The following is a 16,273-nucleotide window of genomic DNA, read 5'->3' as shown; positions in this document are numbered from 1 at the left end:
TCTTTTTCCCAATGTTTAGCTTCACTAAAAAATCGCTCAAAAACTTAAACCGCTGGTTGGTTTTGCTCGTTGCTAGTCTAGCAGGGTTGCTTTTAATCTCCTTACTTGTCTTGCCAGCCGTTTCGAAACTGGCAGAGCCCAAAAGCGTTGTATTTGAGCAAGCTTGGCAAACCGTAAATGAGCACTTTTTTGATCCAAAGTTTAATGGCATAGACTGGAAAGCGACTCGCAGCAAGTACAGACCCTTAATAGCCCAAGCCCACTCTATGGAGGCAGCCGCTGACATTATTAATCAGATGCTGTCTGAGTTGCAAACTTCCCACACTCGCTTCTATACCAACTCAGAGCCAGCCTACTACCAACTCTTAGGCATCTTTAAATCTGATGCTTTGTGGCGGCAACTGAGAAAGTTTTTTCCAGACGGCAAGGTGGAATACCCTGGAATTGGTATCTTCACCCAAGAGATAAACGGCCAAACTTTTATCAGCGCCATCTTAAATGGTAGCCCAGCCGAGAAAGCAGGACTGCGAGTGGGCGATCGCTTACTGAGTACTGAAGACAAGCCATATCAACCGATTCAATCTTTTGTGGGGAAGGTAGGTCAGGCAGTTAAAATCTCGATTCAGCGCACCCCAGACTCAGCCAGCATCCAAACGATCGCCGTCACTCCCAAGCAACTCGATCCTACGCAGCTCTTTCTAGAGGCGATGCAAGCAAGTACCGAGGTAATTGAGGAAGGTGGTAAGCGGATCGGCTATGTGCATATTTGGTCTTATGCGGGCGATCGCTACCAAGAGCAACTAGAGCGATCGCTGATTTATGGCAATTTAAGAACCGCAGATGCCTTGATCTTAGATCTGCGAGGTGGTTGGGGTGGAGCTATCCCCGAATATCTCAACTTCTTTACTGGTAAGTCTCCAACGCTGACTCAGATCGAGCGGAATGGCACTAAAACAGACCTAGATTATCGCTGGCATAAACCAGTGGTCATGTTGGTAAACCAAGGATCTAGGAGTGGCAAAGAGATTTTGGCCTATGGCTTCCAGCAGTACAATATTGGACCTGTAATTGGTAGCAAAACCCCAGGAGCGGTGGTGGGAGGTCGCGCTTTTTTAATGCAAGATGGCAGCCTGCTCTACTTAGCAGTGGTAGATGTTTTGATCAATGGAGAGCGGCTAGAAGGAAAAGGTGTGCAGCCAGACATAGAGGTGCCGTTTCAGTTAGCTTATGCTCAAGGCGCAGACCCTCAGAAACAGAAGGCGATCGAAGTTTTGCTGCGAAAGCTCATCGTCACTGATGGTCAGGGTTAAGAATCAGCATCCTCCTGTATATCCTTTATCTATAGCAATCCTTTTTGGTTCTTCAATGGGGTGCAGGGGTAAAACCCTTGCGTAGGGGCGAAGCCCCCACCCCCTGTTTCCAATCCATTTAGGATTGCTATTTGAAATATCCAAGGCGTATTGTTTAACACAGTGCCTTGATACATTCGAACAAGCCTTAAGAAGAGGATCAATAGGAATTTGGCAATTAAACTTAACCAAAGACTTTGCGACTTTTGCATCTCTTTGGAACAGTTCTAGACATCTAGACAAGTTTAGACAACAGGAAGCTCAACAGTGAAGAATAAGAAACCAGGACAGTATTTCGCCTTAGCTATAGGCATCATCTTTCTGCTAATCGGTATTATGGGATTTATCCCAGCCTTAGTGAAAGACCCTACAGTATCCGCTGATGCAGCAAATCTCGGTTTTACAACCGGATATGGGTATCTACTGGGTTTGTTCCCCATCAATACCCTACACAACATTGTTCACCTGAGTGTAGGATTTCTAGGAATTCTGGCTTCTATCTCCTTAGGCAGCTCCCGACTCTATAGTGGAGCATTAGCCCTCTTCTACGGACTGCTAACTATCCTAGGGCTATTTCCCGCCACTCAATCCACTTTGGGCTTTATTCCCATCTTTGGTAATGACGTTTGGCTGCATGCATCTACCGCTGCGATCGCAACCTACTTTGGCTTCATCGCCACACCCGATTTAGCAGAACTCACCGAGAAAAAACTATCTGAGAGAAGTATGAGCAGCGATTAACGATTCCCCTTGGGGTGATTGGGCAGTTGCACCGTAAAGGTCGTCCAGCCATCCCCACTCTCCACCTCCAGCCTTCCTTGGAGCTGCTCTACTAAACGCTTAACCAGAGATAAGCCTAATCCTGTTCCTCCCTGCTTCCAAGGGTCAGCGTGAGGAATGCGGTAAAACTTTTCAAAAATTTGAGGGAGTTGCTCAGCAGGAATTTCTGCTTGATTGCGCACCGTGAAGGTAGTTGTGGCATTAGTTGCTCGAACTTGCAGAATAATCTCTCCCCCTGCCACTGTGTACTTATAGGCGTTGTGCAGCAGTTCTACTAGCAACCGCTCTAAGCTACCTTGGTCAATCACAAGAACTGGCAATGACGCGGAGAGATCTAACTGAAGGCTTTGTTGGTGCGCTTTAGCCTTCAGTTGAAGGGGGGTTATCAGGTTAGGAAGCCAGATAGGGAGATCGATCGCTTCCGGTACAAAGTTGCTATAGAGGTTGCTCTCTAGACGCTGTAAGTCTAGTAGATCATTAATTAGAGTCACTTCGCGATCGCATTCTCCCTGCAAGATTTTCAGATATTTTCCCCGTTGTTCAGGGGTAGTGGCAATTTGGAGCAGTTGAGACGCCATCTTGATATTTGTTAAAGGAGTGCGGAGTTCGTGAGAAACCGTACTCAAGAAATCATCCTTGAGCAGATTGAGTTTCGCCAGTTCCTCAACCTGAGCTTGAGCCGTTTGGTAGAGCCGCGCCTGACGAATAGCAATAGCACATTGGTTAGCGACCTGCTGTACTAAGTAAATCTCAGCTTCCTGCAATGCTCGTTCGCTCTCGCTAAAACACCAAAGATCGCCAATGACTCCCTCATGGTCGGCAATGGGACAAGCTAGAATCGTGACTTGGCTACGAGTGGGATCAGTCGTGACTTCACAAAACTGAAAGGTTTGAGCCTGTCGCAGTTGGGTGTATCCCTCCGGAAACTTTGCCATCGGTACCACTTGACCTGAGGCTGAGGGTACTGAGGCTCCAGGAACCGTGTATTGATAACGAATGGTAGAAGTATCCGTTTGTAAGTCATACACAGCGGTATCACAGGAGAGCAATTTCAGCCCCAAGGCCAACTCCCGCACCACGGTTTGCAAAATCTGCCCTTCATCTAAGCTCTCCCGCACTTTGTCCCGAATTTGTCTCAAGGTGGATTCAAAGAGCGATCGCTGTATGAGTTCGGCATTGAGACTCTGAACTTGCCTCTCAGCCTGTTTACGAGCCGTACTATCGCGCAGTTGCCAGCGTAGCGTGCTGGGCTTTCCCTGCGAGTCTCGAACGACTGCAACTGTTACCGACACATCTAAGGGTGGTGCTTGGCGAGGTTTCAGGCGAATCTCCAACTCTTGCGACCAATGCTCCTGATGTAGCCGTAGCAACTGCAAACGGAAAGTTTTTCGCTCTGGATCGTCTACAAAGATAACCAGAGGCTTACCGATGAGAAATGCTTTAGGCAAATTGAGCAGCGCGATCGCAGCTTGATTAACTTCTTGAATTTGGCCATAGGCATCCGTGACAATATACCCATCTGGAGCAAATTCAAATAGCTCTTGATACCGTCGGCGTTCTTCGTTAATTAAACGGTGTGTCAGTTGCAACTCTTCATTTTGCTGCCGCAGTTCCTCTTCAGCAACTTGCAATTCTTCTAGAGCAGTAATGAGTTGTTCATAGGTCAATAAAGAATCTAAGTGTTCTGGGGCGTTCGTTTTAGTCAGATTGCTACTGGATTGTCTTAACAGCTCAATTTCCTTGATAAACTGATTTAAATTCATGTATCCCCAGATACTTTTTTCTAATGGAGCTATCAAGTCTGAGCACATGAAACTCCTAATATTCTAATTCGAAGCTTCTAATTTAACCTTAGCTCTTAAGGCTCACTCGTAGCTCAGCGAACGGTTATGTTTAATTAAGCCCGGTGAGTGCAAGGTACTACTTTAGGTAACGGCGCAACTGTTCAGCCAAAATCTCTACATGGGGCTGCTTCAGGATAGAGAAGTGATCCCCAGGAATCACATGAATTCTCACTTCGGCTGTTGTCAAACTATGCCAACCCAGAGCCTGATCTGGCAGAGCTTGGCTGGGTGGTTTTGAGCTTTTGAACAGCGTCACTGGCCCCGAATAAATCTTAGGTGTGTAGCGCTGCACTGCCTGACTGTTGGCATAAAAGATGCGGAGCATGGGGCTCAGAGCTAACTCTTTCAGCAGTCGGAGTTGCGAGTTAGGCGGGAGCAAGGTAGGAGTCGCTTCACCAGTCTTTGTCAGAGCGAGGAGGCGTTTGGGGCGCGATCGCCCTACCCCAACAGTCGCCATCAGAGCCGCGAACAGAAGACGGCAGTAGTCCCAACCAAAGGATGGCAATGATTTCAGTACGGTGGTGATGAGAAATTGCAAACTCTCCCAGAGAGAAGGTTGGTTGCTGGGGATGGGAGCGAGGGTATCGAGTAATGCTAACAGCGCCACTTCATAGCCTGCTTGCTGTAGTTGTCGAGCCATTTCAAAAGCCACCAACCCTCCGAACGACCACCCTCCTAAATAGTAGGGGCCTTGGGGCTGAACCACTTGAATCGCCTTGATATAGTAGTTCGCCATCTCCTCAATACTATTGAGCGGCGGATGTTGCCCATCTAATCCCAGAGGTTGCAGACCATAAAAGGGACGGTCAGTCCTGATCTGACGAGCTAGTTCATAATAAGGCAACACCACCCCCATGACAGGATGGATACAGAAAAGGGGAGGTTTAGCGCCCGCAGGTTGCAGCGGCACGAGAGGCGACCAAACTAGAGATTCTGGGTGGGTCAATGGTTTAGTTAGCTGTTTTGCCAATTGCTCGACTGTTGGAGACAGAAACAGCGTCGATAAAGGTAGAGATTGCCCAAACTGCTGTTGAACTTGATCCATCAGACGCAGCGCTAAAAACGAATCTCCCCCCAGCGCAAAGAAATTGTCATCAATACCAACCTGCTCTAAGTTCAACACCACTGACCAAATCTGAACGAGTTTCTCTTCTGTTAGGGTCCGAGGCGGAGCGATCGCCGTCTTCTGCCTAGAATTGGTGAGTTCAGGCATTGGCAAAGCAGCACGATCTACTTTTCCGTTCGGCGTGAGCGGCAGAGTTGGCAGCAGAACAAATGTTGAGGGAATTAAGTAATGAGGGAGACGCGATCGCAGGAACTCTCGCAACTCACTTGTTTCAACAGACTGTTGTTGACGAGGAACAACATAAGCGACTAAACACAGATCCCCGGATGTCTTATCCTTTTGAGCGATCGCAACTGCCGCTTGAACCGCAGAATGTTGCTGAAGCACAGCTTCAATTTCACCCAACTCAACCCGGAAGCCTCGTAACTTTACCTGGGTATCCGCTCGCCCCAAAAACTCAATATTACCGTCAGGGAGATACCGAGCGCGATCGCCAGATTTGTAGAGGTGGGTGAGGAGAGAGGAGAGAGGGGAGAGGGGAGGAGGAGAAATAAAACGCTCAGCCGTGAGGTTAGGGCGATTGAGGTAGCCACGGGCAAGGCCAATGCCAGCAATATACAACTCACCGACAACACCAATGGGAACAGGTTGGAGATTAGCATCTAGGATGTAGATTTGAGTATTGGCGATCGGACGACCGATGGTAGGTTTAGCGTTATCTACACTCAACTCAGCAACAGTAGCCCAAATAGTCGCTTCGGTGGGACCATAAGCATTAAAGAACCGCCGTCCTTGCGCCCAACGTTTAACAATGCTACTAGAACAAGCTTCTCCCGCCGAGATCAGCACTTGTAGAGCGGGTAGAGACTCTGTGGATAAAACAGATAAGACGCTGGGAGGCAGGGTGGCATGGGTAATCGCATGATCACGGAGAAAATGGCATAAGTCTGGCCCAGGCAGCAAAGATGTCTGAGGTGCTAGGTAGAGGGTAGCTCCGTTAGCCAAAGCCATCAGGATCTCGAAGATGGCAGCATCGAAGCTTAGGGAGGCAAATTGCAGAACGCGGCTATCGAGTTTAGGACGAAAAATTTGTCTTTGCGCCTCCACCAAGTTGCTCAGCCCTCGATGTTCCACTAAGACACCCTTGGGCTGACCTGTAGAACCCGAAGTATAGATGACATAAGCCAAATTGTTGACCGTAATCTGGTCAGTTGGGTTAACTGGGCTTTGTGATGCGATCGCTCCCTGCTCCTGATCCAGACAAACTACTTGTAACAACTCACTATCAAACAAATGCAGATGGCAGGATTGCGTAATTAAAATCTTAACTTCAGCATCCGCGAACATAAACCGCAAGCGATCGCGGGGATAGGTAGGGTCGAGGGGCAAATAAGCACCACCCGCTTTCCAAATCGCTAATAGGCTGATTACCATTTCTAGAGAGCGATCGACACAGAGACCCACCAAAACTTCTGAGCTTACACCCAACTGCTGCAAGTAGTGAGCCAGTTGATTGGCTCGTTGATTGAGCGATCGATAGGTGAGGGGCTGATTTTGATAGATCAGAGCAACCGCCTCTGGAGTTTGTCTCACTTGAGCTTCAAAGAGTTGGTGAGCACAGAGAGGAGCAACATCGTGAGTCGCTGTTTGGTTCCACTCTTCCAAGAGCTGATGATGTTCGCGAGGAGACAAAATGGATAGGCGGGCAATCGGTTGTTGCGGGTAGGCGGCAATTTCTGTCAGCAATGTCTGGAAATGTCCGAGTAGGCGGGTGATGGTAGCTGGTTCAAATAAATCAGTGCTGTAGATGGCGGTACAGGTAAGCCGATCTAGAGATTTATAAACATGAAATTCCAGATCAACGCGAGCAGTTTCTGTTTCTAAGGGCCAGCTACTCAGCACGAGTCCAGGTAGTTCTAGCTTGGCTACTGGAGTATTTTGGAGCGTAAATACCACCTGAAAGAGCGGGTTCCGACTCAAGTCACGTGCAGGTTGCAACTCCTCAACTAATTTCTCAAAAGGCACCTCCTGATGAGCATAGGCAGCCAATGTCATGTGAGAAACTCGTGCTAATAGCTCCTCAAAGGTAGGATTACCAGATAGATCGGTTCGTAACACTAAACTGTTAACAAAGAATCCAATTAAATCCTCTAGTTCAGTGCGGTTGCGGTTGGCGATCGCAGAACCCACCACGATATCTGTTTGCCCCGTATAACGGTACAGCAGCGTCTGAAATGCAGCGAGCAGCGTCATAAAGAGGGATACCCCCGCACGATCGCTCAAGCTCTCTAAAGCTGAGGTTAGTTCAGGTGATAGCTCTAGCTGTTGGGCAGCACCCCGATAACTAGGTGTGACTGGACGGGGATGATCGGTAGGTAACTGCAATTCAGGGAGATCTTGAAGCTGTTGTCGCCAGTAGGATAGCTGAGAGGCCAAGACCTCACCTTGCAAATACTCTCGCTGCCAATGGGCAAAGTCAGCATACTGAATGGGTAACTCTGGTAAAGGAGATGGTTGGCACTTGAGAAAAGCAGGATAGAGCGTAGTCAACTCTCGGATCAGTACAGCGATCGACCAACCATCCGCCACAATATGATGGAGATTGAGCAGCAAGATATAGTCCGCCGCCTCTAGCTGCAATAGCTGTACCCGGAACAACAGCCCCTGTGTGAGATCAAAGCAGCGTCGGGCAGTCTCTTGGGCAATTTTCTGGGCTGCTGCGGTACGCGCGATCGCGGGAGTCGCTTGTAAATTTACTACAGGTAGAGGCAAATGGAAATCAGGGCTAATAATTTGAGCCAGTTCTCCCTCCACCACGGCAAACGTTGTCCGGAGAACCTCATGGCGCTGCCCAATCTCCTGAAAAGCTTGCTCTAGGGCTCCTAAATGTAAGTCTCCTTGCAAGCGCATCACCGCCGAGACATTATAAAAAGGATTCTCTGGCACCAACTGGTGCAAAAACCACAATCGCTGCTGAGCAAATGACGCCGGAAAGATAAACACTTCTTCCTGGCTGTGACTGGCTACCACCTGTTATCTCCCTTGATTCTGATTCAAAGACGATCGCGATCGCCGATGTGCTTCTCTGGAAAGAGGAACAATGGCAGGGATAGACGGCTGGAGTTGACTCACCTGTAAACTATCAATTTGCTGAGCCAGTTGAGCGATGGTGGGAGACTCAAATAAATTACGCAGTGGTAGTTCTACGGCGAAAGCATCCCGAATCCGCGAGGTTAATTGAGTGGCCAAGAGAGAATGCCCTCCCAGCTCAAAGAAGTTGTCGTGAATACCGACTCGCTTGACTCCTAGCAATTCGGACCAAATAGAGACTAATTTTGCTTCCATCGGCGATCGCGGTGCCACATATCCTTGCGTTGACTCTACTGGAACGGGAGCAGGGAGAGCTCGACGATCAATCTTGCCGCTGGGGGTGAGAGGGAGAGTTTCTAATACGACAAAAGCAGCAGGCACCATATAGTCTGGCAACTTCTGCTCTAGGTAATTTCGGAGCTGGGGCACTAACTGTCGCGCCAACTGTCTTTGCAGCGGTTGATTGGCATAAGTAGACCAAGGACGAGCCGGGGCGATCGCCTCAAGTTCAAATCTCTCCTTCTGTGGCTTGACCTCCTGATGTTGCAGGATCACATCATAACGATCAACCCCAACTGCCGACCAGCTCACGTTTACGTGATAAGGTAACTCCTGCTCCAAATTCCACCAAGCTTCCGGGTCAATGCCAGGCTCTGCCAACTGCTCTAGGGCGGCTCGCATCTGTCCTACAGTTTGAGGTTCTGCGGCCTCTGTCAACCAAGCCGCTGTTTTAACTGCTGCCATCACACGCGCATTCGGTACACCTCTGATTGCCAACCTCTGTGGTTGTGCTTTCACTAAATGCTGGTGCATTGCAGCCACGGTTAGTTCGTTCGTCCAATCCCACGTAGAGCCATCCAGACTCATCGGCACCAACGGCTGTGTAGCCAAGCTTTCCCGATCCTGAGTTACTTTGTGCAAGATGACGTTATAGCGAAACTGGGTCATTTCATTGTGAGCCTGACCGCGAGTGAGCTGAATTTGCACCTCCTGAATTTGGGGAAAACGCGATCGCAACGCCTGAAAGAAATCTGGCTCAATCACTAGTTCTGGTTCCTCAAACATGGTTCGTTGAACTCGTTGCTGGAGCTGCGATCGCTCTAATGCAGGGCTAGCTTGATACATCTGCACAGAAGCATGAAAAGCAGACAACAGCGCTAGATTCCGCACATCCCCAATAAACAGAGAACCGCCCGGAGTTAGGACTTGTAGCGCTCCCTCCAAGACTTGCAACAAATAATCCACACTCGGAAAGTACTGCACCACCGAATTCAGGATAATCAGATCAAATCTATCTGGCTCTATATCCGTAAAGTCGTTAGCTGAGCGCTGCAATAGCTTGACTGGCGGCAACTGGTGCTGGTTTAGCTGTTGCCGAATCGCATCGAGGGAGACTTGAGAAAAATCTGTGCCCCAATATTCTAGACAGTGAGGAGCCAACTGAAATAGCAGCAATCCAGTGCCGCAACCAATTTCTAGAACTCGCTGAGGTTTCAGGGCGAGAATATTTTCCACTCGGCGATCGACCCATTCTCGCATCTGTTCTATTGGAATAGGTTGCCCCGTATAACTGCTATTCCAACCCACAATATTAAACGTTGGATCAGCAGAATTAAGAGGCTGGGTATAGGTTTGCTCATAGAGAGTTTGCCAATACTCTACTTGCTCCTGCTGTAGTTGCTGGGCGATCGCAAATCCTTCTCCTTGACGCTCTGGATGCAGGGAGACATAAGCCGTCAATCGTTGATCTCCAGATGCTGCTGCATGTACCGTGGCGATCGCCCCTCTCACCAAAGGATGCTGCTGCAAAACCGCCTCAATCTCACCCAATTCCATCCGGAAGCCCCGAACCTTGACCTGTTCATCTGCTCGACCGATGAATGCTAAGGTGCCATCTGGTCGATAACGAACCAAATCTCCTGTTTTGTACAATCTTGCTGCTAGGCTAGCGCTAAATGGGCAAGGAATAAAGCGTTCAGCAGTTAACTCTGGTCGGTTGAGATATCCCCTAGCCACTCCGTCACCACCAATGTATAACTCACCAATCACGCCAATCGGCACAGGCTGTTGATGAGGATCTAAAACATAAACTTGGGTGTTCGCCACAGGACAACCAATTGGGGGCTTTTCGCTGCTGTCAGCTCTACCCGTGAGTTCGGCTACTGTCGCCCAAATCGTGGTTTCTGTAGGCCCATAGGCATTAAACAGCCGTCGTCCTCGTGCCCACTTGCTCACGATTTCACTACTACAAGCTTCTCCACCTGCAATCATCGTTTGCAACATCGGCAGATCACCTTCTGGCAACAGGGCCAAGACCGCAGGCGGCAAAATCGCAGCAGCAATACCCTGGGTTTGGATGAGTCGAACCAGTTCTACTCCAGGCGATCGCGCTGACTGGGGAACAATATGGAGTGAACCACCAGCGCCCCACGCCATCAGCATCTCAAAGATAGAAGCATCGAAGCTCCAAGCGCTAAATTGCAACACCCGACTACCAGGCGACAAATTGAAGCTCTGCTGCTGTGCCGTCACCACATTGCACAACCCACGATGCTCTACCATCACCCCTTTAGGCGTCCCGGTCGAGCCAGAAGTGTAGATCACATAAGCTAACTGATCGGCTGTCACAACACTAGCGGGGGCTGACTGCTTTTGCTGTGCAACCAACTCCCAATCTTGATCTAAACAAATCACTCGCACCGTCTGATCCTGGCCCTGACATAACAACTCTAAATGCGATCGCTGCGTCAGTAGAACCGAAACCTGAGCATCTTGCAACATAAACTGGAGGCGATCGCGGGGATACTCTGGATCGAGTGGCACATAAGCACCCCCCGCTTTCCATACGCCCAAGATGGCAATTAGGATATCGAGGGAGCGATCGACACAGATACCAACCAGGGTTTCTGGCCCCACTCCTACTTGCTGTAAATAATGCGCGAGTTGATTCGCTCGTTGATCTAATTCTTGATAGGTCAGTTGCTGATCGGCAAACCCAACTGCGTTCCCAAAGGGTGCGGAAACTGCGATCGCATCAGGTGTTTTGGCAGCTTGGGCAGCAAATAGGTGATGAATACAGGCATCTTTGCTGTACTCCACCTGAGTTTGATTCCATTCCACTAACAGTTGATGTTGTTCGGCGGCGCTAAGGATTGGCAACTCGGCTAACCGCTGCTTTGGATTGGCCACAATTCCCTCTAGCAGGGTTTGAAAATGCCCAATCATTCGCGTAATGGTGGCTAGCTCAAATAGCTCCGTACTGTAAGCCACAAAGCCACTCAACCCCTCCTTTGGGGTATCCCAGAGGCCACTCAGTCCCTGTGATTGCTCCCACAAATGGAACTCTAGATCAAACCGAGCAGTGCCAACATCTAGTTTCCAAGGAGATAACGTTAGCCCCGGAAGTTCTAGCGATGTCATTGGTGCATTCTGGAGCGCAAAGGCTACCTGAAATAACGGATTGCGACTCAAGTCCCGCTCTGGATGCAGTTCCTCAACCAACTTCTCAAACGGTACATCCTGATGAGCATAGGCGGCTAATGCCACTTCCCGCGATCGCTCCAGCAACTCCCAAAACGTCGGATTACCAGAGAGATCGGTGCGTAGGACTAAGCTGTTGACGAAGAAGCCAATCAACCCCTCAAGCTCGCTGCGGTTACGATTGGCAATGGGAGACCCTACCACCACATCGGTCTGCCCTGTATAGCGGAAAAGTAGAGTTTGAAACGCAGCCAAAAGGGTCATAAACAGCGTCGTGCCCGCTTGCTGACTCAGTTCCTCCAGAGCTTGAGTGAGTTGGGGAGATAATGCTAAGGGAGCGATCGCGCCTTTATAACTTTGGGTGGCTGGGCGGGGATGATCAACTGGAAGACTCAGCACTGGTAGATCCTGTAGCTGCTGCCGCCAGTAAGAGAGTTGCGACTCCAGCACTTCTCCCTGTAACCATTGCCGCTGCCAGTGAGCAAAGTCGGCATACTGAATTGGCAACTCTGGTAAAGGAGAAGAATGACCTTTGGCAAAGGCTGTATAGAGCATTCCTAGCTCTCGCATCAACACTCCCAGTGACCAGCCATCCGAAATAATATGGTGTAGATTGAGCAGTAGTAGATATTCTGTTGCCTCTAGCTGCAACAACTTCACCCGCAGCAAGGGACTGATCGTGAGATCAAAGGGACAATGCGCTTCCTCGGTCGCAATTTGTTGAATAGCCAACTCCTGTGCCGAGGGAGTCAGCGCTTGCAGATCGATCACTGGGATAGGTAGTGGCAAAGTAGGCGTGATCATCTGCGTGGGCTGTCCGTCTACTTTGGCAAAGCGAGTCCGTAGCGTTTCATGACGTTGCACCATTTCGGCAAAAGCTTGTTCCAGAGCCCTTAGATGCAAACTCCCACTCAGTCGCACTGCTGAGGGCATGTTGTAGAAGGGATTTTCTGGCACCAGTTGATCGAGAAACCATAATCGCTGTTGGGCAAAGGAGAGCGGTAAGGCTTGATCACGGGAAATTGGCTTTAGCTCAGGGGCAGCTTGATAGGTAGAGGCATGAGCTTGCTGGAACCAGTGCAGCAGTTCTGACTTGCGTTGGGCGATCGCGGCCCGTAATTCTGGGGTCAAGGCTCCTTCCGGGGCACTACAGCGGAGATTGGCTCCCTCTAACCAAACTTGAATATCTAATTGCCGCAGATAAGCTAAAAACTCCACCGTTATCAAAACTCCACCTCCTCACGTCCCACTGCTCCAGCACCAGAAACTTCCTGTCTCCGCCCAACCCAGCTTAGTGTTTCCAACTGTTTGGCTAAACCTGCGATCGTGGGAGCCTCAAACAAGCTACGCAACGGCACTTCAACTTGTAAAACATCCCGAATACGAGACATGAGTTGAGTGGCTAGCAGCGAGTGCCCTCCCAACTCAAAAAAGTTGTCATGAATTCCAACCTGCGGGAGTCCTAAAAGCCGCATCCAGATCGCCGCCAGCTTTTGTTCAATCTCCGTTTGTGGAGCTTGAGCCACAGTGATTCCAACTACCGACGCTAAACTTACAGGAGGCAACGCCCGCCGATCTACTTTACCGTTAGGAGTCAGCGGCAGAGTCTCCAAAACTGCGATCGCGATCGGAATCATATACTCTGGCAACTTCGCCTTCAAGAAACTCCGCAGCTCAGCAGTGGTAGGAGCGGGTTTCTGGCTAGGCACGATATAAGCCACCAAAGATCGACCGTCAGTGTCGGATGGTTGAAGAAAGGCGATCGCTGCCTGTACTTGCGAATGTTGCTGCAAAGCTACCTCAACTTCTCCCAACTCAATCCGAAAGCCTCGTAACTTCACCTGGTCATCTGTGCGACCCAGAAACTCAATGTTGCCATCTGGGTGGTAGCGAGCGAGATCTCCGGTTTTGTAGAGAGGGGTGAGGGAGGAAGGAGGAGGGAGGAAGGAGGAAGGATGAAGGAGGAAGGATGAGGGATGTATGCCTTTGGTGTTCCTGGAGGGTGGGAGGAAGGAGGAGGAAGAAATAAAATGCTCAGCGGTTAGTTTTGGTTGGTTAAGATATCCTTGTGCCAATCCGTCACCACCGATGTATAGTTCGCCTTTTGCCCCGACTGGGACAGGTTGTAACTGAGCATCAAGGATATAAAGTTGAGTATTGGCAACTGGGCGACCGATGGGGAGAGAGATGGCGGTTTCTGGCAGTTCCCGAATCTCGTACCAGGAGGCAAATGTGGTGCTTTCTGTCGGCCCGTAGACATGCAACAAGTGTTTTGGTGCGCCTGCTTGGAGTATTGTTCGTACCTGCGGCAAATCGGCCACTTCTCCACCAAATAATAGATACCGCAATTGGTGAAAAGCAGTCGGAGCTTCACGGGCGATTTGGTTGAATAAGGCCGTAGTCAAAAATAGAATGTCAATCTGCTGTTGGAGTAGAGCGGTGGCAAATTTTGACGGAGACAAAGAGACTTCCCGCTCAATCCCAATCAGTTCAGCCCCATTCAGGAGGGCTCCCCAAATCTCGAAAGTAGCAGCATCAAAAGAGACATTAGAGACTTGAGCCACGCGATCGCCAGGATAAATCTGAATATAGTTAGTATCGCGGACCAACCGATTCACCGCCCGATGCGGCACAGCTACGCCCTTGGGTTGTCCTGTGGAGCCAGAGGTATAAACCACATACGCCAAATCTTCAGCCGTAATTTGGCTAGGGAGATTCTCTTCACTCGCTTGAGCGATCGCTGACCATACCTGATCTAGGCAAATCACCTGAGCGGAGCAATCCTGAAACTGCTCGCGATATGATGTCTGCGTAAGTAGCACCGAAATTTGGGCATCCTCTACCATGAAGCGGAGCCGCTCCGGGGGATATGTCGGGTCTAAAGGCACATAGGCTCCACCTACCTTAAGAATACCGAGGAGAGCTGCCACCATTTCAGAGGAGCGATCGAGACAGACACCTACCAACGTTTTCGCTCCAACCCCCAGATTTTGTAGATAGTGTGCTAACTGATTGCTGCCTTGGTTTAAGGCTTGATAGGTAAACTGTTTGTCACCAAATTGCACCGCGATCGCATCTGGTAAGTTCTCGACTTGGGCTTCAAAGAGTTGATGGATGCACTGGGATTTGGGATAGTCTGTATCCGTCTGATTCCAATCAATTAATATCTGTTGTTGTTCAGCCGCAGCCAGTACAGGTAAATCTGCCAAGCGTTGATGCGGGTTGGCGACAATGGCCTCCAAGAGCGTTTGCAGCGATCGCATGAACCGAGCAATGGTTTCTGGCTGAAACAGATCGGTGTTGTAGACCACCACCCCTCGCAGACCTGTGGAGTTTTGCCAGCCTTGCCCCCACAAGCCCCGAAAATTCTCACCACATTCCCACAGATACAGCTCCAAATCAAACCGACTGTTTTTGGTGTCAAACTCAATGGCGTTCAGTGTCAATCCTGGCAATTCTAGCTGCGTCATCGGCGCATTTTGCAGCGCAAATACCACTTGAAATAGGGGATTGTAGCTAGGGTTGCGGATCGGCTGCAATTCCTCGACTAACTTCTCAAACGGCACATCTTGATGGGCATAAGCTGCTAGAGTTGTGTGGCGCGATCGCTCCAGTAGTTCCACAAAGGTAGGATTGCCAGATAGATCTCCGCGCAGCACTAAACTATTAGCGAAAAACCCAATTAAGTTCTCCAGCTCACTGCGGTTGCGATTGGCAATTGGTGAACCGATCGCAATATCCGTCTGACCTGTGTAGCGATAGAGCAATGTCTGAAACGCTGCCAACAAGCTCATAAAAAGAGTATTACCCGTGTCCTGACTCAGAGCATTGAGAGCTTCAGCTAAGCTTTGAGGCAGTTCTACTTGATGGAGCGCACCTCGGTAAGTAGGCAGCTTGGTGCGGGGGCGATCGGTTGGGAGATCCAGCACAGGGAGATTTCGCAACTGTTGTCGCCAGTAAGCCAGTTGAGATTCTAAAACTCCTCCCTGCAACCATTCCCGCTGCCAATGAGCAAAATCGGCATATTGAATCGGCAACTCTGGCAAAGGAGAAGATTGGTCTGTACTAAAAGCGGTATACAAAGCTCCTATTTCTCGAATCAAGATGCCACTGGACCATTCATCAAAAACAATGTGATGTAGATTGAGCAAAAGGATATGTTCTGACGGGTCTAGGCGAAATAACATCAACTGGATCAACGGTCCTTGGGACAGGCTGAAAGGTCGCTGCATTTCTGTACGAATCATTCTCTGCGCTTCTGCATACCGCTCTGCAACCAGACAATGCTGAAGATCTATCACAGGCAAGGAAATACTAAGGCAAGGAGCGATCGCCTGAGCGGGTTCTCCCTCACTCACGACAAAGGCAGTCCGCAAAATCTCATGGCGACACACCAACTCATTAAAGCTCTGCTCCAAAGCCGCTACATTCAGCTCACCGGTCAGGCGAAAGACCGTCGGCACATTATAGAGGCAGGTATTAGGGACAAGCTGCTCCAGAAACCACAGCCGTTGTTGGGCAAAGGATGTCGGAAAGACAAAAACTTCTTCCTCAGAAACATTGCCAACTGGGTTTTCGATCACCATGCCAACTGTACCGAATCACTTGTACCGAATTGCTTGGACTGAATTACTGGCCTTTCCCTTTTAGTTCGTTCAAACTAA

6 protein-coding genes are annotated in these 16,273 nt (G+C 49.6%); 2 read left to right on the top strand and 4 right to left on the bottom strand.

Translation table 11 applies throughout. The annotated features are described in order from the left end of the window. Nucleotides 1-11 precede the first annotated feature (11 nt). Together KME12_07555 and KME12_07550 are read left to right on the top strand one after the other, a co-directional pair. Nucleotides 12-1,310: a peptidase S41 gene (locus KME12_07555; protein ID MBW4487630.1), complete on the top strand. Its 1,299-nt coding sequence runs from the start codon at nucleotides 12-14 to the stop codon at nucleotides 1,308-1,310. 306 nt (nucleotides 1,311-1,616) lie between these two features. Continuing rightward, nucleotides 1,617-2,090 carry a DUF4383 domain-containing protein gene (locus KME12_07550; protein ID MBW4487629.1) on the top strand — a complete coding sequence of 158 codons (474 nt, stop codon included), beginning with the start codon at nucleotides 1,617-1,619 and terminating at the stop codon, nucleotides 2,088-2,090. Here the strand turns inward: KME12_07550 and KME12_07545 are convergent. From KME12_07545 to KME12_07530, 4 genes are all read right to left on the bottom strand, one after another. Continuing rightward, a complete protein-coding gene (locus tag KME12_07545) occupies nucleotides 2,087-3,892 on the bottom strand; it encodes a PAS domain-containing protein (GenBank protein ID MBW4487628.1) in 1,806 nt (601 codons plus the stop codon). The two genes, KME12_07550 and KME12_07545, sit on opposite strands and share 4 nt — an antisense overlap. Nucleotides 3,893-4,049: 157 nt before the next feature. Beyond that, nucleotides 4,050-8,069, bottom strand: coding sequence for an amino acid adenylation domain-containing protein (locus KME12_07540; GenBank protein ID MBW4487627.1), 4,020 nt, complete (start codon nucleotides 8,067-8,069; stop codon nucleotides 4,050-4,052). A gap of 3 nt (nucleotides 8,070-8,072) precedes the next feature. Continuing rightward, complete coding sequence (locus tag KME12_07535; protein ID MBW4487626.1) at nucleotides 8,073-12,836, bottom strand: amino acid adenylation domain-containing protein; 4,764 nt, start codon at nucleotides 12,834-12,836, stop codon at nucleotides 8,073-8,075. Beyond that, nucleotides 12,833-16,195, bottom strand: a complete 3,363-nt coding sequence (locus KME12_07530; protein ID MBW4487625.1) for an amino acid adenylation domain-containing protein — start codon at nucleotides 16,193-16,195, stop codon at nucleotides 12,833-12,835. Before KME12_07530 ends, KME12_07535 begins: the two co-directional genes overlap by 4 nt. Nucleotides 16,196-16,273 lie beyond the last annotated feature (78 nt).

The sequence above is a fragment of the Trichocoleus desertorum ATA4-8-CV12 genome, from assembly GCA_019358975.1.
In the GTDB taxonomy this organism is placed as follows: Bacteria; Cyanobacteriota; Cyanobacteriia; order FACHB-46; family FACHB-46; genus Trichocoleus; species Trichocoleus desertorum_A.
Note: the sequence above shows the minus strand (reverse complement) of the source record. Positions and strands in the feature narration are given on the sequence as shown.

Bases quoted from the DNA above. Each gene is read 5' to 3' on its own strand.
- KME12_07555 (MBW4487630.1), top strand. From the start codon at position 12: ATGTTTAGCTTCACTAAAAAATCGCTCAAAAACTTAAACCGCTGGTTG.
- KME12_07545 (MBW4487628.1), bottom strand. From the start codon at position 3,892: ATGAATTTAAATCAGTTTATCAAGGAAATTGAGCTGTTAAGACAATCC.
- KME12_07530 (MBW4487625.1), bottom strand. From the start codon at position 16,195: ATGGTGATCGAAAACCCAGTTGGCAATGTTTCTGAGGAAGAAGTTTTT.